This is a genomic window from Candidatus Njordibacter sp. Uisw_058 (assembly GCF_047730065.1).
In the GTDB taxonomy this organism is placed as follows: Bacteria; Pseudomonadota; Gammaproteobacteria; order Pseudomonadales; family Balneatricaceae; genus Njordibacter.
On sequence record NZ_CP159829.1, the window covers coordinates 1,242,984 to 1,262,652 of the forward strand.

Annotated in this window: 18 protein-coding genes and 2 pseudogenes; 8 read left to right on the forward strand and 12 right to left on the reverse strand. The window is 44.4% G+C overall.

Annotated elements, in window-relative coordinates; translation table 11 throughout:
* Nucleotides 1-58 precede the first annotated feature (58 nt).
* A complete protein-coding gene (locus ABXT59_RS05755; protein ID WP_443638250.1) occupies nt 59-424 on the forward strand; it encodes a VF530 family DNA-binding protein in 366 nt (121 codons plus the stop codon).
* Nucleotides 425-426: 2 nt separating this feature from the next.
* Here the strand turns inward: ABXT59_RS05755 and ABXT59_RS05760 are convergent, their stop codons facing one another.
* Nucleotides 427-1,830 (reverse strand): pyridoxal phosphate-dependent decarboxylase family protein, encoded by a 1,404-nt coding sequence (locus ABXT59_RS05760; RefSeq protein ID WP_443638251.1) that lies wholly within the window; start codon nt 1,828-1,830, stop codon nt 427-429.
* A gap of 94 nt (nt 1,831-1,924) precedes the next feature.
* Between ABXT59_RS05760 and ABXT59_RS05765 the strand changes: the two genes are divergently transcribed.
* On the forward strand, nt 1,925-2,638 hold the full coding sequence (locus ABXT59_RS05765; RefSeq protein WP_443638252.1) for an immunity 22 family protein: 714 nt from the start codon (nt 1,925-1,927) through the stop codon (nt 2,636-2,638).
* A 73-nt stretch (nt 2,639-2,711) separates the two neighbouring features.
* Here ABXT59_RS05765 and speB read toward each other — a convergent pair whose 3' ends face one another.
* Nucleotides 2,712-3,650, reverse strand: coding sequence for an agmatinase (gene speB, locus ABXT59_RS05770; RefSeq protein ID WP_443638253.1), 939 nt, complete (start codon nt 3,648-3,650; stop codon nt 2,712-2,714).
* A gap of 226 nt (nt 3,651-3,876) precedes the next feature.
* Nucleotides 3,877-4,200 carry an antibiotic biosynthesis monooxygenase family protein gene (locus tag ABXT59_RS05775; RefSeq protein WP_443638254.1) on the reverse strand — a complete coding sequence of 108 codons (324 nt, stop codon included), beginning with the start codon at nt 4,198-4,200 and terminating at the stop codon, nt 3,877-3,879.
* 173 nt (nt 4,201-4,373) lie between these two features.
* Between ABXT59_RS05775 and ABXT59_RS05780 the strand changes: the two genes are divergently transcribed.
* On the forward strand, nt 4,374-5,594 hold the full coding sequence (locus ABXT59_RS05780) for a M24 family metallopeptidase (protein ID WP_443638255.1): 1,221 nt from the start codon (nt 4,374-4,376) through the stop codon (nt 5,592-5,594).
* A 175-nt stretch (nt 5,595-5,769) separates the two neighbouring features.
* Here the strand turns inward: ABXT59_RS05780 and ABXT59_RS05785 are convergent, their stop codons facing one another.
* From ABXT59_RS05785 to ABXT59_RS05805, 5 genes and pseudogenes are all read right to left on the reverse strand, one after another.
* Entirely contained in the window at nt 5,770-6,291 is a 522-nt protein-coding gene (locus tag ABXT59_RS05785; RefSeq protein ID WP_443638256.1) for a GNAT family N-acetyltransferase, read from the reverse strand.
* Between the two features lie 13 nt (nt 6,292-6,304).
* A complete protein-coding gene (locus ABXT59_RS05790) occupies nt 6,305-7,672 on the reverse strand; it encodes an 8-oxoguanine deaminase (RefSeq protein WP_443638257.1) in 1,368 nt (455 codons plus the stop codon).
* 15 nt (nt 7,673-7,687) lie between these two features.
* Nucleotides 7,688-7,876 (reverse strand): annotated as a pseudogene (locus ABXT59_RS05795) (GMC oxidoreductase); the annotation flags it as partial.
* 208 nt (nt 7,877-8,084) lie between these two features.
* Complete coding sequence (locus tag ABXT59_RS05800) at nt 8,085-8,255, reverse strand: hypothetical protein (protein WP_443638258.1); 171 nt, start codon at nt 8,253-8,255, stop codon at nt 8,085-8,087.
* Nucleotides 8,256-8,424: 169 nt separating this feature from the next.
* Nucleotides 8,425-8,847, reverse strand: a complete 423-nt coding sequence (locus tag ABXT59_RS05805; RefSeq protein WP_443638259.1) for an Lrp/AsnC family transcriptional regulator — start codon at nt 8,845-8,847, stop codon at nt 8,425-8,427.
* A gap of 137 nt (nt 8,848-8,984) precedes the next feature.
* Between ABXT59_RS05805 and ABXT59_RS05810 the strand changes: the two genes are divergently transcribed.
* Complete coding sequence (locus ABXT59_RS05810; protein ID WP_443638260.1) at nt 8,985-10,160, forward strand: type III PLP-dependent enzyme; 1,176 nt, start codon at nt 8,985-8,987, stop codon at nt 10,158-10,160.
* 118 nt (nt 10,161-10,278) lie between these two features.
* Here the strand turns inward: ABXT59_RS05810 and ABXT59_RS05815 are convergent.
* Nucleotides 10,279-10,743, reverse strand: a pseudogene (locus ABXT59_RS05815) (GMC family oxidoreductase); the annotation flags it as partial.
* 218 nt (nt 10,744-10,961) lie between these two features.
* On the opposite strand from ABXT59_RS05815, the gene ABXT59_RS05820 reads away from it, so the two are divergent.
* A complete protein-coding gene (locus ABXT59_RS05820; RefSeq protein WP_443638261.1) occupies nt 10,962-11,660 on the forward strand; it encodes a glycerophosphodiester phosphodiesterase in 699 nt (232 codons plus the stop codon).
* Here ABXT59_RS05820 and ABXT59_RS05825 read toward each other — a convergent pair.
* On the reverse strand, nt 11,644-12,828 hold the full coding sequence (locus ABXT59_RS05825) for an MFS transporter (protein ID WP_443638262.1): 1,185 nt from the start codon (nt 12,826-12,828) through the stop codon (nt 11,644-11,646). The two genes, ABXT59_RS05820 and ABXT59_RS05825, sit on opposite strands and share 17 nt — an antisense overlap.
* Nucleotides 12,829-13,068: 240 nt before the next feature.
* Between ABXT59_RS05825 and ABXT59_RS05830 the strand changes: the two genes are divergently transcribed.
* Genes ABXT59_RS05830 through ABXT59_RS05840 form a run of 3 tightly spaced genes read left to right on the forward strand, consistent with a single transcriptional unit; the run spans nt 13,069 to nt 15,418 of the window.
* Complete coding sequence (locus ABXT59_RS05830; RefSeq protein ID WP_443638263.1) at nt 13,069-13,722, forward strand: TetR family transcriptional regulator; 654 nt, start codon at nt 13,069-13,071, stop codon at nt 13,720-13,722.
* A complete protein-coding gene (locus ABXT59_RS05835; RefSeq protein ID WP_443638264.1) occupies nt 13,722-14,825 on the forward strand; it encodes a mechanosensitive ion channel family protein in 1,104 nt (367 codons plus the stop codon). The genes ABXT59_RS05830 and ABXT59_RS05835 overlap by 1 nt, the downstream gene beginning before the upstream one ends.
* The gene (locus ABXT59_RS05840) at nt 14,822-15,418 is read left to right on the forward strand and encodes a gamma-glutamylcyclotransferase family protein (protein WP_443638265.1); all 597 of its coding nucleotides are present in this window, start codon (nt 14,822-14,824) and stop codon (nt 15,416-15,418) included. Before ABXT59_RS05835 ends, ABXT59_RS05840 begins: the two co-directional genes overlap by 4 nt.
* Here the strand turns inward: ABXT59_RS05840 and ABXT59_RS05845 are convergent.
* Both ABXT59_RS05845 and mfd read right to left on the reverse strand, forming a co-directional pair.
* On the reverse strand, nt 15,393-16,187 hold the full coding sequence (locus ABXT59_RS05845) for a CsiV family protein (RefSeq protein WP_443638266.1): 795 nt from the start codon (nt 16,185-16,187) through the stop codon (nt 15,393-15,395). The genes ABXT59_RS05840 and ABXT59_RS05845 overlap by 26 nt on opposite strands.
* Nucleotides 16,188-16,189: 2 nt before the next feature.
* Nucleotides 16,190-19,633, reverse strand: a complete 3,444-nt coding sequence (gene mfd, locus ABXT59_RS05850) for a transcription-repair coupling factor (protein WP_443638267.1) — start codon at nt 19,631-19,633, stop codon at nt 16,190-16,192.
* Nucleotides 19,634-19,669: the final 36 nt, after the last annotated feature.

The window sequence follows — 19,669 nt, forward strand, 5'->3', positions numbered from 1 at the left end:
TGTTTAGTGGCTGCATGTTGGTGATAATAGAGTTAAATTTTTGGAAGGTAAAACGACTATGCCCACTGAACAACCGCGTAACCCTCTGCATGGGGTTAAACTTGAACAAATCGTTACAGATTTAGTGGATACCTTTGGGTGGGACGTGTTGGCAGAACAAGTTAACTTAAACTGTTTCAGGGCGAACCCTAGTGTTAAATCTAGCCTTAAGTTTTTACGTAAAACTCAGTGGGCTCGGGATAAAGTGGAGTCACTTTATGTTTATGCTATCGTGCGAGGCAAACCACTTAAGCCCCAACATGAATATCAAGCACAAGCGCACACTCGCCCCTCAGCCTCAGCCTCTGCCACACCCACAACTCAAGCATTAAAAAAGCCCAAGTCAGTGGCAACCAATAGCCATATTTGGAAAACTCTTTCTTAACATTAGCTGCTCAGATTTTGGCCTGTTTTAATGCAGTGACTCAGTAAGCGCCTAATGTCACTGGTTTGGGTATCACTATTGCCCAGTATCAGGCGAATCCCCGTTTTACCTTGGTATTTTGCATAGTCTACAAAGGCGCCACCTTCAGCTTGCATTTGCTTGCATATGGCAATATTCAATTGACGCAGTTGGGCTTCATCTAATAAAGCAGAGGGGCGGAATTGAAACAAAACATTGAGATAAGGTGCAGGTCCAATCATGTGCAAATGGGGGGACGTTTCAATGGCTGCAACACAGCCTAGTTTTATGTCTTGCAACTGATCTATTTTATTTTCAAAGCCGTTACTACCGATAGCTTTCCAACTGAGCCACACCTTTAATGCATCTGCTCGGCGCCCACACTGAATAGATTTTTGGCCTAAATTGTGGGCAGAATTTTCATCAGCATGAAACAAATAATCGGTACCACCTCCACCACAGGTTTGGGTTAAAACATCTGCATGGCGGGTTAAAATAACGGCCGCCGTAATAGGCACGTTCATCAGCTTATGGGCATCCCAAGCAAATGAATCTGCTAATTCACAGCCTTTCAATAAATGTTTGTGTTTTTGAGAAAACAATACTGGAGCCCCCCAAGCGCCATCGATGTGCAACCATAAGTTATATTGGTCGGCAATGGATCTGCACTCGGGTACTGGATCAAATGCACCTAATACTGTGGTGCCTGCAGTCAGTCCAATAAAAAAGGGGGTGTGGCCTTGGTCAATGCTCTGTTCTACAGCTTTTTTGAGTGCAATAGGGCTTAGCCGACCTTGGTCATCAGAAGCGACAGCGATCAAGTTTTCGGTGCCGATGCCCAGCACATTGGCGGCTTTTTGAGCCGAATAATGGGCCTGATCAGACACAAAGGCGACTAACACTTGGCCACCAAAGCCTTTGCTTCTGAGTTCTGGGCAGACTTGATGACGGGCCATCATCATGGCGATAAGGTTAGCTTGGCTACCGCCAGACACCATGACTCCATCACCCATATTTGCGACGCTAGTAAAGCCCACCAAACGGTTCCACTGGTTGATGAGTTCCTGCTCCATTAATGTCGCTACGGGACTCATTTGGTAGGTGTGCATGTTAGCGTTACTAAGACTAGTGACCCAATCACCTAACAAGGCAGGATTATTGCGTCCAGAGTAAAGTAGTTTAAAAAAATCGACCTGAGCAGTATCAGGTTGATAGTCCAAATATTGGCCCGCCGCTCGTTTTAAATCGGCGAGTTCAGCACCTTCTGTTCCCAGATTAAAATCCACAATTTGGCTAAGTTGTGCGGCATTAATTGGGTCACTTACTGGGCGCTCTTGATGGAAATATTGTGAGGCGAGTTGTTGAAATGTTTCAAGATATGGTAGCACTGTGTGTCCTTTGTAAAAGCAAATGTGATTGAAGAATTAAGGGCTTTGTGTTATTTTTCGGCATCTGCATCAGCCCCTTAATTAGGCTTTCTTAATGGCTTCAACTCCCACAACAATTGATAAAACACCACTTCCTAACTTTGAAAAATACGGCAAAGTGTCGGTGTGGTGTTCGACCATTAGTTATGAAACTATTCCAGATAGTTATTTTGTGGAGGATGAAGAGGGTGTAGACCCTTGGGCCAAAAACTTTTTGATCAATGAATACGACCATGAAAACATGGAAACTAATGGTGTGGCAAGTGGCATGGCCTCAGTTAAAAGTATTATTGAAGATTGTTCATACTCTAGTGCTTACGGTGAAGGGGTGATCCACAAAATTACGAAGATGGGTCATCCACAGGTGAGCTGGATTATTTTGTTGTTTGATTTCGAATATCGCAATAAACTAACGAAAATTCACGAAGATGAATACGTCCAATACGTGGGTTCTTTCGTGTATGACATGGATGCCATTAGTTTGGCCGAACAAGACCAAATCGTCGCAGTGCGTGAAGAAAAAATACGTTTAGAGGCGCTAATGGTGCTAGAAACTGAGGCCGCTTTGGCAGCCACTGCTGCTGCCCATGTGCCAGTTTCTGCTGAAGTTCCAGCAATTAGCATTAACCCAGCATCAAGAGCTGCCCCCGCACCAAAACCTGCATCCGCAACAATGCCTAGTCCAGTCTCTCAAGCATTTGAACCAGAGTCTGAAAAATCGTTCATTAAACCTGTCCCTAAAGGGCGTAATCCTTGGCTAAAAGGCTAGTTTAGTGATGAATTTATTAGTCTCGTAAAACTTGTGTATGGCTTTAAAACCAGTTAAAGCTATTTAAAGTAGCTTAAAGGCTTGCTTGATATTTTTTGTGAGCCAATAAATAAATATACTCAAGTAGAATGGTAGCCCCTGCTAAGGCGGTTATTTCGGCATGGTCATAGGCCGGATTCACTTCTACTAGATCAAAACCCACGACGTTAACGTCTTTTAAACCCCTAATAATTTTCAACGCCTTGTCAGTGCTTAATCCGCCCACCACTGGGGTGCCAGTGCCGGGTGCATAAGCTGGGTCTAAACAATCAATATCAAAAGATAGATAAACGGGTAGTTGGCCCACTCTTTTTATAATTGACGCCACAATATCATCGGCACTCATATCATTGGCTTGGGCTGCATCAATCACCTTGAATTCATGATCTTCAGGCCTAAATTCTGTACGTATACCGACCTGTATGGAATGCTCAGGGTCTATTAATCCTTGTTTAGGGGCATGGTAAAACATGCTGCCATGATCGATTTCCGTATCGTTAGGGTAGGTGTCTGTATGGGCGTCAAAATGCACTAAAGCCATCTTACCGTAATGTTTGGCGTGGGCCCGTAGCAATGGTAAGGCCACATAATGGTCGCCACCAACACTTAGCATACAAGTGCCTGCGCTAATAATAGCGTCTGCGTGTTGTTCTATTTCACGGTTCAAATCTTGTGGGTTACCAGGAATAAAATCTAAATCACCATAATCGGTCACTTTGAGGTATTTAAAGGCATCAAAAGCCCACGGCCAGCGTCTACCTTCCCAGCCCACGTTGCTGCTAGCTTGCCGCACTGCATTAGGACCAGAACGGGTACCTGCTCGGCCTGTAGTGGCTAAGTCAAAGGGTAAGCCCACCACCGCTGCATCAAATTCTTGTGCCATATCTCGGCTTAAAGGCCGTGCCAAAAAACTAAATTGGTTGGCGTACATGGAAATGATAGGAGCGTCACTAATGAGCTTATTCTTGGCCATGGTCAGGAAATCTCTGTTTTATTATGTTCAAAATATTGCACAATATGGCCAATATATAAATATATTGCAAGGGCAATAGCATCACTCTCTACCTTGGTTGCTTGCATCACACCCATTTGATTGTCTTGGGATGCTTTTGACTCACTTTTTGTAGATATTAGAACTGAGTTTACGAGTGTGCTCATGAGTGATAAAAAAGTGGCAAAGCTAGCTAAGATTATAGGCGTTAGATTGAGAGGCCATAATCTCGTTCTACCTTGGCAATTCGAACTTTAAACGAGGAGTACCAAGATGAATGGCCCATTGCTTGCGCGTTTAGATGCTCAACGTTGGCTTTCCAATGGGTGATTGAAGCCAGATCTGCCCAGTAAGATACGGTAATACCCACAGATTCATGAGCTGACTCTAGTCCTAAAAATCCAGGTTGAAGCTGAGCTAGATCAACCATTTTATCAGACATGGCATCATATCCGTGTCCACCTTTGGTGTGGGTAGAGGTAAAAATCACAGCAAAATAGGGTGGCTTGGGCGTATTTGCAATTATTGACATAGTTAGTCCTTGGCAGGTTGCTGTGGGTTTTCATTCATGCATTTATTTTATTTATGGTTTAATTTAATTTATTTATTTTACTAATGTCCAAAGAAAACCTAGAATGCAATCCTTCTGTTTTGCCTCTAGTGGTGTCGCTAGAAGTTCAATATTTTAAAGTATAGGTGATCACCATGAATCCACAAAATATGCCTCGTACCATCGAAATTCCTAACGGCCAAAAAGTGACTGCTACTTTTTCTAAGCAAGAGCTAAGCAACCGTCTTGCTAAATTACGTGCACATATGGCAGACGCCAATGTAGATGCGGTCGTGTTAACTTCCTATCATAATATAAACTACTTTTCAGATTTTGTTTATTGCCGTTTTGGCCGCGACTATGGCTTGGTAGTCACCCAAGACAACTACACCACGGTCACTGCAAATATTGATGGCGGTCAGCCTTTTCGTCGTAACCAGTTGGGAGACAATGTGGTTTACACTGATTGGCAAAAAGGTAACTTCTTTGTTGCTCTTCAAAATCTCATTAAGCCGGGCAGTCGTATAGGCGCAGAATATGATCACATGCCCTTAGCCACCATGGATATTGTGAAATCTAGTTTCCCATCCTCAGAGTTTGTTGATATTGGTGTGCCCACCATGCAAATGCGCATGATTAAGTCGGCTGAAGAAATTGCAGTCATTAAACACGGCTCACGTATAGGTGACATCGGTGGTGCAGCCATTCGTGATGCTATTGCTGTGGGTGTGCCAGAGTACGAGGTGGCCATGGCAGGCACACAAGCCATGATTCGTGAAATTGCTAAAACCTTTCCTGATGGAGAGTTAATGGACACGTGGGTATGGTTTCAATCGGGTATGAATACCGATGGAGCGCACAACCCGGTGACTAGCCGCAAAATTGAAGCGGGAGACATTCTAAGTCTTAACTGTTTTCCGATGATTGCAGGTTATTACACAGCACTGGAACGCACCTTGTTCTCTGAGCATGCAAGTGATCGACATTTAGAATTATGGGAAATCAACTGTAAGGTTCACCGCCGAGGTCTAGAGTTGGTTAAGCCTGGTGTAAAGTGCAGCGATGTGGCCCACGAGCTTAACGAAATCTTTGCAGAACACGATGTGCTGCAACACCGCACGTTTGGCTATGGCCACTCGTTTGGTACCTTGAGTCACTATTATGGCCGTGAGGCAGGTCTTGAGTTTCGTGAAGACGTCGATACGGTGTTAGAGCCCGGCATGGTGGTATCTATTGAACCCATGATCATGTTACCAGAGGGCATGGCAGGGGCTGGCGGTTACCGTGAGCATGATATTTTAGTGGTGGGTGAAGTAGGCGCGCAGAACATTACTAAGTTCCCCTTTGGCCCAGAGCATAATATCGTTAAAGGCTAGCCTTATTGAGGCTTAAGGTTAATAAAGCTTAGACGCTTTAAAAGTGTATGCTGTTATGCAGACTGTTACTCTAGATTTGCCTGGTAATAGGTTGTTAATGAAAAAAAGCCAGTGCTTGTTGAGCAAGCACCGGCTTTTTTATGGGTGCTAATCACTCACAATCATACTGGGTTGGTTAGAGTCTTTTTTCTAGCATGGCTACACTGATCATATGGCCAAATTTACTGCCCACTTCATCAAGTATGGCGACTTGTTTAAACCCCATTTGTTGGTGTAAACCCATCGATATTTTATTTGGCAGGGCAATGACTGCGTATAAGCGATGGATACCAAACTGCGCTAAATTTGGTAATAGTGAGTTGTATAAAGCCTTACCTACGCCTTTACTTGCACCTTTACCTGTAACATTGGTTTGTAATTGGTGATGGCTGTAAATAGTCACTTCTGCAGAGCTGTTGTAGGCGGCCTTGGTACGAAACTGACCTGTGTAAGCAAAGGCCTGTACTTTGCCATCTACTTCAGCAACCGACAATTGATAGCTTTTACCATCAAACTTTGAAAACCAGTCCAGTCGCTTTGTCATAGGCCATGGCTCTATGTCAAAAGTCACATGAGTATGGCAAACATAGTGATTATAAATACTGTTGATGACATCCAAATCACCGAGTAAACCAGGCCTGACTAAAATATCATTCATTAAAACACCTTTTTTACCGACTAATTTTTGTAGCTAAAGCTTTAGCTGCAGCACCATGTTGTTGTAACAATGGGCTCACGTCTAAGCCTTCAATCAATCCCTTTTTAACTCTCCATCGTCCAGCCACCATCACGTGCTCAGCTTTGTGGGCACCGCATAGAAGTAGCGCAGCTAATGGGTCGTGGCTTCCACTAAAGCGCATTTCATCAAGTTTGAAAAAGGCAATATCAGCCTGTTTACCAACGACTAAAGACCCAATGTCGGAACGGCCTAACATCTTGGCGCTACCCTCAGTAGCCCAGCGATAGGCATCAAAGTGACTCACCTGAGCACCGTATTTTAAGCGTTGCAAATATAACGCTTGGCGCACTTCTTGGATCATATTCGAGCCGTCGTTAGATGCTGATCCATCCACACCTATACCGACAGGGCAGCCTGCAGCTTCTAGTTCTTGCACTGGCGCTATGCCAGAGGCGAGCATCATATTTGAAGTGGGGCAGTGACAGATGCCCGTACCCGCAGCACCTAAACGTTGAATTTCATCGGTGTTAAAATGAATGCCATGGGCAAGCCAAGTTTGTGGGCCAAGCCAGCCTACACTGTCAAGGTAATCAACAGTGCGTAAACCGAAACGCTGGACACAAAAGTTCTCTTCGTCAATCGTTTCTGCTAAATGGGTGTGCAGCATTACTTTATGTTGAAGGGCAAGCTGTGCTGAATGGCGCATTAATTCTGGGGTCACTGAAAAAGGTGAACAAGGGGCTAAAGCCACTTGTAACATGCTGCCTTCTGCGGCGTTGTGATAGCGCTTAATGACCCGTTCACTATCAGCTAATATGATGTCTTCATGCTGCACCGTGTTTTGTGGTGGTAGGCCACCGTCATCGGTGCCTAAACTCATAGAACCGCGGGTCATGGTCATGCGCACACCCATGCTGGCTGCCGCTTCGGCTTGTATATCCATGGCCTCTGTAAGTGCTTCAGGAAACAAGTAGTGGTGGTCGGCGGCGCTCGTACAACCTGACAACAATAGCTCTGCTAAGGCTAAGCGAGTGGCTTGGTAGAGCATGTCTGGCTCTAGCCCCGCCCATACTGGGTAAAGGCTTTGCAGCCATCCAAATAAAGGCTTGTTGAGGGCTTGGGGTAATGCTCGAGTGAGGGTTTGGTAAAAATGATGATGGCCATTGATTAATCCAGGCAGTATGACTAGATCACTGCACTCCATGACTTCACTATAGGCATGGGTTGGTTGTTGCCCTTGGGGTACTAATTCAATGATTTTCTGGCCCTCAATGACTAAGCCACCCTCGGCGTTGTTGGCGAGTATGGCCAAGGGATTTTTAAACCAAATGATATGTGGCGATGATGTATTTAATGCCATTATTGATGGATCCAGTTATTTTTGACTCTGTAAAATCATATTGGCCGCCTTCTCAGCAATCATGATGGTGGGGGAGTTGGTGTTGCCTGATGTGATGGATGGCATAATGGATGCGTCTACTTCTCACAAGTCACTCACCCTATTGACCCGCAAGTCTATACCCACCTCAGCTTTAGCATCTGACACCATACGGCAGGTTCCCACTCAGTAGCAACGTGGTTTTTATTCTTTTAATAACAAGCATTGATAGCCACCTCATAGTACGTGTGTAACTTCGTCACCACATCGCCGTTTTTTCTACGCTTGCGTGCCTATTGGAATTCAATAGTTTACGCACTTAGTAGTTACGCAGTGCAAGACGAAGAACGAGCTTAATCCATATATATTCTTCTGTCTTCTCATTACTCCGTGTTCACTTGTTTTTTTGTACCAAACGTTTACCAAACTGTGCTTGCTGTTTTACCAGTGCGTCTAACTCACCTAGTTCAGCACCTTCACGCACCTTACGCACCTTACGCAGCGTGTCAGCTACTTCAGCTTCACTTACTAGCTCAATAGCTTTCTTACCCTTAGTAAACTCCAACGGCTTACTTCCATAACAGACAACAAGGTTAGCCTTTCCATCAACGCTTGCTGTTCACCAACGCTTAACACGCTTGGCAACTTCAACTTTGGTTTGCTTACCTTGTTAGCCTGTTTCCCATTTGTGTTGCGTGGGAGTGCAGTCTTTGTCGCTTACAAGTTAGATTTGTTCATCTATCTACCTTTCTTGACAGCACTATGTGGCTCAATGTTTTTTCTACCCCGTCGAGGGTGGCAAAGGTATCGATGCTTAAGTCTAGCGCTTCTGTGGTTGCCTCGGTGACTTTGGCAATCAGATCGTATTGGCCACTTATCGTACAGAGCATATCTAGCTGCGGGTGATTCTTAATCTGGCGCACGATGTCTGCGGTCTTTTTGGGTACCACCGAAATCATAATGTAGGCGCTGACCTGCTGCTGTTCAAAATGTGGGTTAATCTTGATGGTATATCCCTGAATCACACCCGTGCGTTCAAGTCTCTCCATGTTTTGCTGCACCGTTGCGCGACTAAGCCCCATCTCATTGGCTAGGTCAGATACGGTGCGGCGGCTGTTTTCTTTGAGTAGTTGCAGAAGCTGTTGTTGGTGTTTCATAGCACTATGTCAATTTAGTTTACAAAATGATGGTTAATAATAAACAATTTGATAGGAATAACAATACAAAGTGACAGTAAGTAACTCTAGAATGGCCCTATAAATCGATATTAATGTTTACAAATAACAGGTGTGATATGAGTCTAGCTACCGCAGTAAAGCTAACTAATGATGATAAAACCCAAAGACGATTAATGGTAGAAGAAGATAGCCGCCAGCAAATCGCTTTTACAGCGTCCCACACGGAAGACTACAGTCAGCCTGTTCTGGTTATGTCGAGGCAGCGTCTGCACGATAATGCCCGTCGGTTTATCGCTGCCATGCCTAGAGTGCGCCCTCACTTCGCGGTTAAAGCTAATGCTGATGCTGAAATCTTGCAGATATTTAAAGAAGAGGGCAGCTGCTTTGAGGTTGCATCGATTGGTGAAATTAATGCAATGATCGAACTTGGTGCAAACATGGAAACGGTATTTTACTCCAACCCAATCAAATCGCCAGTCTCTATTGCCCATGCCGCTAAAAATGGCTTGCTTTGGTACTGCGTAGATACCCCTGAAGAAGTAGCAAAAATTGCCGCCATTAAACCGGATGCAAAACTTTATCTACGAATTGAAGTTAGCAACGAAGGCTCAAGCTGGCCCTTAGCGGGCAAGTTTGGCGCTACTCCCAAAGGTATTGAAGCAATTATTGAAGCGGCAAAAGTCCTAGATATGAAAATCTGTGGAGTCACTTTTCATGTTGGCTCCCAGTGCTGCAACATTGATAACTGGGTTGCAGGTATCGGCGCGGCTAAAAAGCTGTTCGCTAAATTATCTAGCCACGGTTTTGTGCCTGAGCTTCTTAATATGGGAGGCGGTTACCCTCTGCAATTCACCGGCGAAGAGCCCACCATTGAGGAGATCGCTGTGCGTATAAACCAAGAGCTTGAGTCTATCCCAGAAAACATTCAGGTGATGGCTGAACCCGGCCGCTATTTTGTTGGCTCCGCCGGCTGTTTAGTCTCTCAGGTAGTGGGTACAGCGACTCGCGACGATTTGCGCTGGGTCTATCTGGATACGGGTGTCTATGGCGGTCTTATGGAATTGACTTTAGATTTTCCAGTAATAATAGTGAGTGAACGCACCGGTGAGCCGGGGATGTGGACTATGGCAGGCCCGACCTGTGACTCCATCGATGTGATGGGCCTGCACAAGCTGCCAGCAAATACTGAGGCTGAAGATTTTATTTATATGCCAAACCTAGGCGCTTACTGCACCACCTGCGCTTGCGATTTTAACGGGTTTCCCCCGCCTGTTATGCGCATGATCGACTAGGTTTGTTATTATTTTGAATCTAAAGTTTGGTGATGGAGCGTCCAAGTAGTTTGAACGGGTAGTACCCAAAATTGTGTCAGTAGGTGAGAATCATGCGTTAAGCACCTATTTTAATACGTTGTAGACGCTGTTTTTCTACCCACCACTCACCTCCAGTACCATGATAATCGTCAGCTCCGGCATAATAGTCTTCTGATTTTTTAAAATAAGGTAAGACATCTTCCCAACCCCCGCATGAATTGCCCATTTGGCTCCAACCATCGTAATCATCAGCCTGACCGCGCATAGACATCATGCCATTGATGGATGAACAGCCACCTAGAACCCGTCCTCGGGGATAATTGATTAGTCTACTGTTTAAACCTTTTTGCTTAGACGTTTTAAACTCCCAGTCTTTGCGGGGGTTACCCATGCAGTAAAGATATCCGACGGGGATATGAATCCAAATGTAATTGTCTTTACCACCAGCTTATAATAGCAAAACCTTATTCTTTGGGTTCTTAGAAAGTCGATTGGCAAGCACGCAGCCAGCGGATCCAGCACCTACGATGATGTGATCGTAGTCTGTGTTCTTTATGGTCATGTTAGTGCCTATGGTAGTGCTTATGGTTGATGACTTTGTTGGGGCTATTGAGGTTCTTATGGCGTCAGTGTTTAAATAACTAGATGCTTTAGACAGTTGCCTAATCAGGCTTTCCAAAGTATGAATAAAAAATAAGTGGGGTGGAAAAAGTAGGTTGGCAGGCTAATTATTTAAGGGCACAATACTCCCACATAAAATTCGTTTAGGTGATTATTTTTATGCAGTTATTTGCCCATCGTGGTGTGAGCGATTTAGCGCCAGAGAACTCTATGGCAGCATTTGAACTGGCCCTATTGCAACAATCTGATGGCATTGAGTTGGACGTGCGTTTGATGTCTGGGGAGGTGGTGGTTATGCATGATATTACTGTCGACCGAACCACCAATGGAACAGGTTTAGTGCAGCAATATAGTCTTGAGCAATGGCAATTGCTTAATGCTGGGGATGGTCACGCGCCACCTAGTTTAAGACAGGTTTTAACCCTAGTGGCTGGTCGCTGTGACGTTAATATAGAGCTTAAATCGAATGATTTAGTGCATCAAGTGGCTGCAGAAATCACCTATGCAGTTAATTGCTTAAGCTTTGAACTAAAGCAATTGTGCGTGTCAGCCTTTGACCATCGTGTATTAATGGTGTTAAAAGACATTTTGCCGCAAGCCAATATTGCGCCACTCATTGCTTCTTGTCCCATTACATTATCGCAGTTAGCCGCCGACATGGGTGCTGAGGCGTTACACAGTGATGTGGAAACCACTGATGCAGAACTGGTGCATGACGCCCATACCCGTGGTTTAGCGATAAGAGTGTTTACAGTAAAGCAGGCTGACGATTTGCTGCGCTTAAAAAAAATAGGTGTCGATGCTGTGTTTGTCAACGATGTAGCTTGGGCAAGGCGTGTTCTTAATACTGCTGTTTAAGTTTTTTATAACTCCACCAGATGACCATTAACAATAAGCCTAGTAAAGGCAGGCCCATTAAGTTGATTGTTTGCCAGCTAGTGGCCAGTAGCAACCATCCAGCAGATAATGAAGCGATGGCTTGGGCACCAAATACCATCAGCTCATTAAAGCCTTGGGCACGGTATTTTTCAGCCTCTTGATAGGTGGTGATGATGAGTGATGTGCTGCTCACAAAAATAAAATTCCAACCGATGCCTAAGGACACTAAACTCAGCCAATATCCAGCGACGCTTTGATTAACTTGGCTAACGCTAATGCACACTATTAACGCCCCGATGCCTATGAGCATCATTGTTCTATGGCCATAGTAGGTAATTAAACTACCTATAAATAAAGAGGGTAAAAACATACCCACAATATGCCACTGAATAACCATGCCCGCATGGCTAATGCTATGCCCATCCATTAAATGCATGCTCACGGGTGAGGCCGTCATAATAAATACCATCAAGGCGTATGATGCAGTAGCAGCGACAACAGCTAAAATGAAATCAGGGTTGTGGGTAAGTTGTTTAATACTTCTGCCTTGGCCTAAAACATTTTTTTGTTTTGGTTGGGGTGTTTTGAGCCATAATAAGATGACTGCAGGTATAGCCACCATGATGGCTAAGGCAAGGTAAGATCCAACAAAGGCGCGCTGTGGAATCCAGTTTTGAGCGTACTCAACCACATTCGGACCAACAAATGCGCCAGCAACACCGGATAATAAAATGGCCGATATAGCCTTTGGCGCCAATTCTATGGGCACACTTTCTGCTGCTGCAAAGCGGTAATGCTGTACAAAAGCGTAGCTCATGCCCAGAGTCAAACAAGACAAACCATAGAGCCAAAAGTGACTATGCCATAATGCAAAAGCGCCAACCAAGGCAGACCCCGAAGCCACAATTGATGCACCAATAAAACCAAACCTGCGGCCTTTTTTACTCATTACCATGGCCGCAGGTACGGTGCCCAGTGCAGTACCTACCACCATAGCTGCAACAGGCATAGTGGCCCATGATAGAGACGGTGCTAATTGGGCACCAATAATACCCCCTAAGAAAAATGTAACAGAGGCACTGGCAAAAGAGAAAATGTGGGCGATAGACAACAACCACACATTTTTACTGAGTTTTGGAAAAGACATAAAGCGAGCCTAATTTTTTTGCTACAAATAACTGGGTTTGATGGCGTAATTACTGGCTTATTAACGCGTAACTAAAGCGTAATTAAAGAGTAACCAAGCCGTGATTGTATAGCCACTCAACTGAATTACCTAATGACTAAACCTGTGCCAATCTTTAGTGACTATGCGCTTGCTAGGGCTGTGCTGCCATGTTAGTTTAAAACACCTGTTTTAAACATAAACGATTAGCCTTAAATCACCATGACCCACGCTACCACTGACCGTATTCTTGATGCTGCCGAAGTTGAATTTGCATCCCATGGGTTTGTAGAGACGTCTGTAAGGACAATTACGACTAAGGCCAAGGTGAACCTAGCCGCAGTAAACTACCACTTTGGTTCAAAAAAAGGTTTAATCCAAGCAGTGACAGATCGGTTTTTAGGGCCGCTTTCTCAGCACCTGCAGATTCAGTTAAATGCGTATGAAAAGAGTGCCCATCAAAGCCAAAATGACGAGCACGAACTGCGCATCCTGTTTAACATATTGGCTCAATCTTGCCAATATGTAGCCCAACATAATCACTATAGCCTAGCGGTCTTTGCACGCCTAATAAACACCGCTTATAGCCAATCTCAAGGGCACCTTCGTAAACATCTTACGAAGCAATATGGTGCTTCATTTTTGTACTTTATGAAAATCTTACGTCAATTTATGCCAGTTATGACTAACGAGCAGTTCTTTTGGCGCTTCCATTATTTGTTAGGAATGTTAGTTTTTTCTCTTTCCAGCAGTGAAGCACTATTAGCGATTTGTGAAGGAGAATATGCAAGCCACCGAAGTTTAGATCAAATTATGGCTGACTTAGTGCCTATCATGGCAAGTGCAGCCCAAGCACCAATTTTAGGAGACTGTTAATGGACACGATGGATCAGTATTTACTCAATTTAGGTCTAGATTCTTCACCATCAATCTTGCTGAGTAAAATATTTTTACTGGTATTCGCGGTACTACTATTTAATTTTTTGGTGCGTAAGCTATTTTCACAGTTTGCAATAAAACTCAAAAAAACAGAAAACGAATGGGATGACGCACTATTAGATGTTGCTCGTAAACCCCTAGCTTGGGGTGTTTGGGTAGTCGGTATGGCATGGGTGGTGGGTATTGTTAGCCACGCCTTTGATGCAGATACGCTTAATTTCGTAGCGACCTTGCGTGATACTTTGTTAATTATGCTGGTCTCTTGGTTTGCCGTGCGTTTGGTCAACGTGGTGGTAGCCATGTTAGCTCGCCCTGGAAAAAATAGAGATGCCTGGGATAAAACCACAGTAGAGGCCATGGGAAAGTTGGTAAAAGCGGCGGTCATTATTACGGCCATCTTAGCCTTGATGCAACACTTTGGTTTTTCTATTTCAGGCGTTTTGGCCTTTGGTGGAGTGGGTGGTATCGCCATTGGCTTTGCTGCTAAGGACCTTCTGTCTAACTTTTTTGGTGGTTTAATGATTTATATGGATCGCCAGTTTTCAGTGGGTGACTGGATCCGTTCACCTGATAAAGAAATTGAAGGTACGGTAGAGTATATTGGGTGGCGGATCACCCGTATTCGAACCTTTGACATGCGTCCCTTGTATGTTCCTAACGCAACTTTCGCTAACATTTCAGTAGAAAATCCCTCTCGAATGACGAATCGCCGATTTTATGAGACCTTTGGCCTGCGCTATCAGGATCAATCCAAAGTTCAGGACATCACGGTGGCAGTGAAAGCAATGTTACTCGCCCATGCCGCTATTGATACCCATCAAACCCTTATGGTTAATGTGAATACCTATAATGCTCACAGTGTGGATTTTTTTGTATACAGTTTTACCAAGACCACTCAGTGGGCCGAATTCCATGAAATTAAACAGGAGCTACTTGGATTAATTGGAGACATTGTTGCGCAAAATGGAGCGGAGTTTGCGTTCCCCACACAAACTATTCAACTGCTGCCGCAACAGGAACCAGGTGCCAACGGCGTATGAATAAACAGCACTATATTTTTGGCTACGGTAGTCTAATTAATAGTACTAGTCGACGTTTGACTGGCATTGCGGGTGATTCTCTAGCGGTCCGAGTTCAAGGGCTCGAGCGCACATGGGTTGGGTGGAAAGATATGGGTATGAGGGCTGTTGCTGCAAGACCTATGCTGGGTGCTTGTTGCAATGGTGTGTTGTTTGAAGTGCCTGAATCTGAATTAGAAAAGTTTGATGCAAGAGAGCATCACTATATCAGAGTTCAACTAGATCTAGCGCAAGTTGAATACCTAGAGGGCGCGCAAGCATTGAGTGTCAATGCTCAGGTATGGGTGTATTTATATAACCACCAAGAGCAAGGCTTAATAAGTGCGCCTATCGTCCAATCCTACCTTGATGTCATTCTTTTGGGATGTCAGGAAATTAGCCCTCAATTTACATTGGAATTTATCCAATATACGCTTAATTGGGAATACTGGCACAATGATCGTCATCAGCCCGTTTATCCTCGACCTCAGTCTCACACCGAAGCTGAACAGCTAGACCAGTTAATGGCCCAACAACTGCCTCAAGCCTTCACTCTGAGACGTTTAGCACCGTAAGATCCACCAATGTTCGCGTGTCATCAGGAGTTACCTTTAAAACAATCTCTGCTTCTAGTATCGGCTCTGCTGGCTCATAAGGAATAATTTTAACCAAAAGTACGAGCTTAGGGTGATCTAAATAATGCAGTTCTTTGCTGCGCATCTTGCGCCTTTGAATCAGACTGTAACGCCTTTCTACGGTGGGTACCCAGCTTCGCCATGTCGTTAAAGATTTGGTTTGCTCAGGCAGATCACTTTCATCGATCACACTTGGGAATTGGTTTAAATGTAATTGACTATGAACGTGTAAAAACCGTCCTTTACTGAATCCTAAACTCCCTTCAAGTTGATAGTGTCCCGCCCAAGTATTGCCTTCTTTAATATCGATCCAGTTAATGGCTTTATTACCTTTGAGGATTTGGCGCCAGCTTTGATGCATCAAAACTTGATAGCTTTTATTATTATGGAGTGTTTGAACCTCATTGTTGAGCATGCGTTGCTCTGATGGAAGGGCTATAAATTCAACATTCTCTAATTCTGTAAAGTCGCTTGTGTCTGGGTCAAAGGGACGCAGAATTTGGCCCTGCGGCCATGCTATGGAGTCTGGCCGTAATGCAAAGCTTTCCAAAGTTTGAACGTTGGCCCCCCGTTTAGCGATAATGACTTCTATTTGATACCAAGTTTCATCTTTTTCTTCTGCAGTCCAAGCCAATGCTGACTGGAGCGTTAAGAGAACGCTCAGCAACATCGTATTGAGTTGCGAATGTGAAAAGGGTCTAGCTTGCATGTTTAGCTCAATTGTTTAATTAGATCTTCCATCCGTTGGAAGCGTGTTTCTATTTTTTCCATGGGTAAAGTAAAACGTAAAACGGTGCCACCTTCAAGTCTAAAATTCTTGGGCTGCATTTGTACGAGTTTGACTAACACCATGGGGTCTATCTGCGTAGTCTTGGCAAACTCCATGCGCCCACTGCCTGATGATGCTTCAATTCGCTTTACACCCATCGCTTGAGCTTTTAACTTTAAGCGATTTTGACGGAAAAGGTTTTTTATTTGATCGGGTAGTAGGCCAAAACGGTCAATCATTTCCACTTGTAGTTCTCTTAGTGCACCATCATCATCAGCGTTGGCAATGCGCTGATACATGACGAGTCGATTATGCACATCGGGTAGGTAAGTCTCAGGAATAAGGGCGGGCAAATGCAAATTAACTTCGGTGCCCCGAGATAAGGGTTGGTCTAAATTTGGAGTTTCCCCTTTTTTCATGGCTTCAACGGTTTGGTTAAGCATCTCCATGTATAAACTAAAGCCAATGCCCTGCATCTGGCCACTTTGCTCTTCACCTAAAAGTTCGCCGGCTCCACGAATTTCTAAGTCATGACTCGCAAGGGTAAAGCCTGCACCAAGGTCAGCAGTGGCTTCAATGGCTTCGAGACGTTTGATGGCGTCTTTACTGAGTTGTTTTGGATGGGGTGTCATCAAATAAGCATAAGCTTGATGATGAGATCGACCCACACGACCCCGTAATTGATGTAGTTGTGCTAAACCAAATTTATCTGCACGTTCAATAATAATTGTATTGGCTGTGGGAATGTCAATGCCAGTTTCAATGATGGTTGAGCACACGAGAACGTTAGTGCGCTTATGGTAAAAATCACCCATGACCTCTTCTAGCTTGCGCTCACGCATTTGCCCATGAGCTACACTGACCCGTGCCTCGGGCAAAAGCTGGCGCAATTTTTCAGCACTATGCTCAATAGTTTTAACTTCGTTGTGCAAGTAATAAACCTGTCCACCTCGCAGCAGTTCCCGCAATATGGCTTCTTTGATGAGTTTTTTGTCATCTTGACGAACAAACGTCTTGATAGAAATTCGCCTAGCAGGGGGTGTGGCGATAATAGATAAGTCTCTCATGCCTGCCATGGACATATTTAATGTTCTGGGGATAGGCGTGGCTGTGAGGGTTAAAATATCGACTTCTGAACGTAGCTTTTTAAAGGACTCTTTTTGCTGCACGCCAAACCTATGTTCTTCATCAATAATAAGCAAACCTAGGCGTTTAAAGTTGAGTTTACCTTGCAGAATTTTATGAGTACCCACCAAAATGTCTAATTTGCCATCCTCAGCCTCGACCATGGTTTTATTTTGTTCAGCAGGCGTTTGGAAACGTGACATAACTGCCACATTGACAGGCCAATTGGCAAAGCGATCTTGGAGTGTGTTGTAGTGCTGCTGAGCTAATAGGGTCGTGGGTACTAAAAGCGCCACTTGTTTGCCACCATTGATGGCCATAAATGCGGCTCGCATGGCCACTTCGGTTTTACCAAAACCTACATCGCCACAAACTAACCTGTCCATAGGTTGATCTGCCATCATGTCACTGAGTACAGACTTAATGGTTTGCTCCTGGTCTGGCGTTTCCTCATACGGAAAGGCGTCACAAAATGCCTGGTAACTCTCATCTGGTTTTGGAAATGCATATCCATCACGTGCTTCACGAAGCGCATAAATATGCAGTAATTCAGCTGCTGTATCTTTAATTTTTTCTGCAGCTTTGCGTTTAGCTTTGGTCCACTGCTCGCCACCTAACTTATGTAAAGGCGCATTTTCGCCACCTGAATAACGTGACAATAGTTCGATGCCAGAAACGGGAACATAAAGCGTGGCCTCATTGGCGTAAAGTAATACTAAAAATTCCGCATCTTGACCATCTATGGTCAGGCTTTGCAAGCCATTATATCGACCAACACCGTGGTCTTGATGCACCACAGCATTGCCAATGTTCAGTTCAGCTAGATCGTGAATGGCTGTATTAGGATTTTCTGTGGCCTTATCTCGGCGTCGGCGTTGGAGTACTTTTTGCCCAAACAGTTGTGCTTCACAGACCACTAAAAGCCGATGCTCAGGTAAGTTCAAGCCTTGTTCTAAAGGCGCAACACAGATTGCAAACTTGGGTCTGTTAGTCAGAAAGTCAAGCCAATCTTCGGCGTCTTCTGGGGTCTCAGGTAGGGTTTTGAATAAGTCCAACAGTGCTTCTTTTCGGCCTGCTGATTCAGCGCAGATCAAAACGCTTTGTTTGTCAGTTTTCAGCAGAGTGGCTAACGCTAGCAAGGGTTTAGACAATTGGTTGTTAATCGCCACTAAAGGAGACTGAGACCCCCCTAGATTATAGCTGCCTTTATTTTTGTCTGGAGCAGTTAAAGCGCCTTCTTGTAGGTCAATGATAGGGAATTTATTAAGCCCAGAAAACATTTCATCAGTAAATAAAAATAGTTGTTTTGGTGCTAATAGGGGGCGCTCAATGTCATGGCCATAATCATCATATCGCGCTTCAATGTCTTGCCAAAAATGGATGGCTTGAGCTTCAATATCACCTTGCTTAACCACTAAGGTGGATGCAGGTAAATAATCCATCAGAGTCGACATAGAGTTAAAAAATAGAGGGATGTAATATTCAATCCCGGCTGGAGCATAACCTTGGCTTACATCTTGATAAACGGGGCAGGCTTTTGGGTCTAGATCAAACTGGCTGGTAAAGCTTTGCCTAAAATGGCTAATGGCGGCTTTTGTTAACGGGAACTCGCGTGCGGGTAATAAATTAAACTCTTTGATAACGGCTGTAGTGCGTTGACTATCAGCATCAAAATATCGCAAACTTTCAATTTCATCATCAAATAACTCGATGCGCAATGGTGCATGACTGCCCATTGGATAGAGGTCAATTAATCCCCCCCTTAAGGCATATTCACCTGCTTGTGATACAGTCTCTGTCAGTAAATAACCGGCTTGATCTAAGCGCTGGCGAAATTGTGTTTGAGGTAACTCTTGGCCGGTGGATAAGGTAAAGCTATTACCCGCTAGGTAGTTCATTGGAGGAAGACGGTGCAAAAGAGTAGCTACGGGAACAATCACCACTCCCTGGCTTAAATGGGTGATTTGGTTAAGGGTACTGATACGCTCAGAAACAATGTCGGGGTGGGCTGAAAAGCTATCATAGGGAAGTATTTCCCAATCTGGCAGCATCAAACAGTCAAGCCCTGTTCCAGTCAGAAAAAAGGTGAGTTCAGCACTGAGTTTGAGTGCGGCATCAGTATCTTTGACTAATGTGAGAATGGGTCCTTGATGAGATTGAGCCGCTTCAGCAATGGCCAAGGCAGAGGTCGCACCATGGGTTTGGCCCCAATTGGACTTATGACCGATTGTAGAGGGTATATAGGTAGGTTTTAATAACACTCAAGAGTCCTAAGGCGCTGGCCGTAAAGGCAAAAA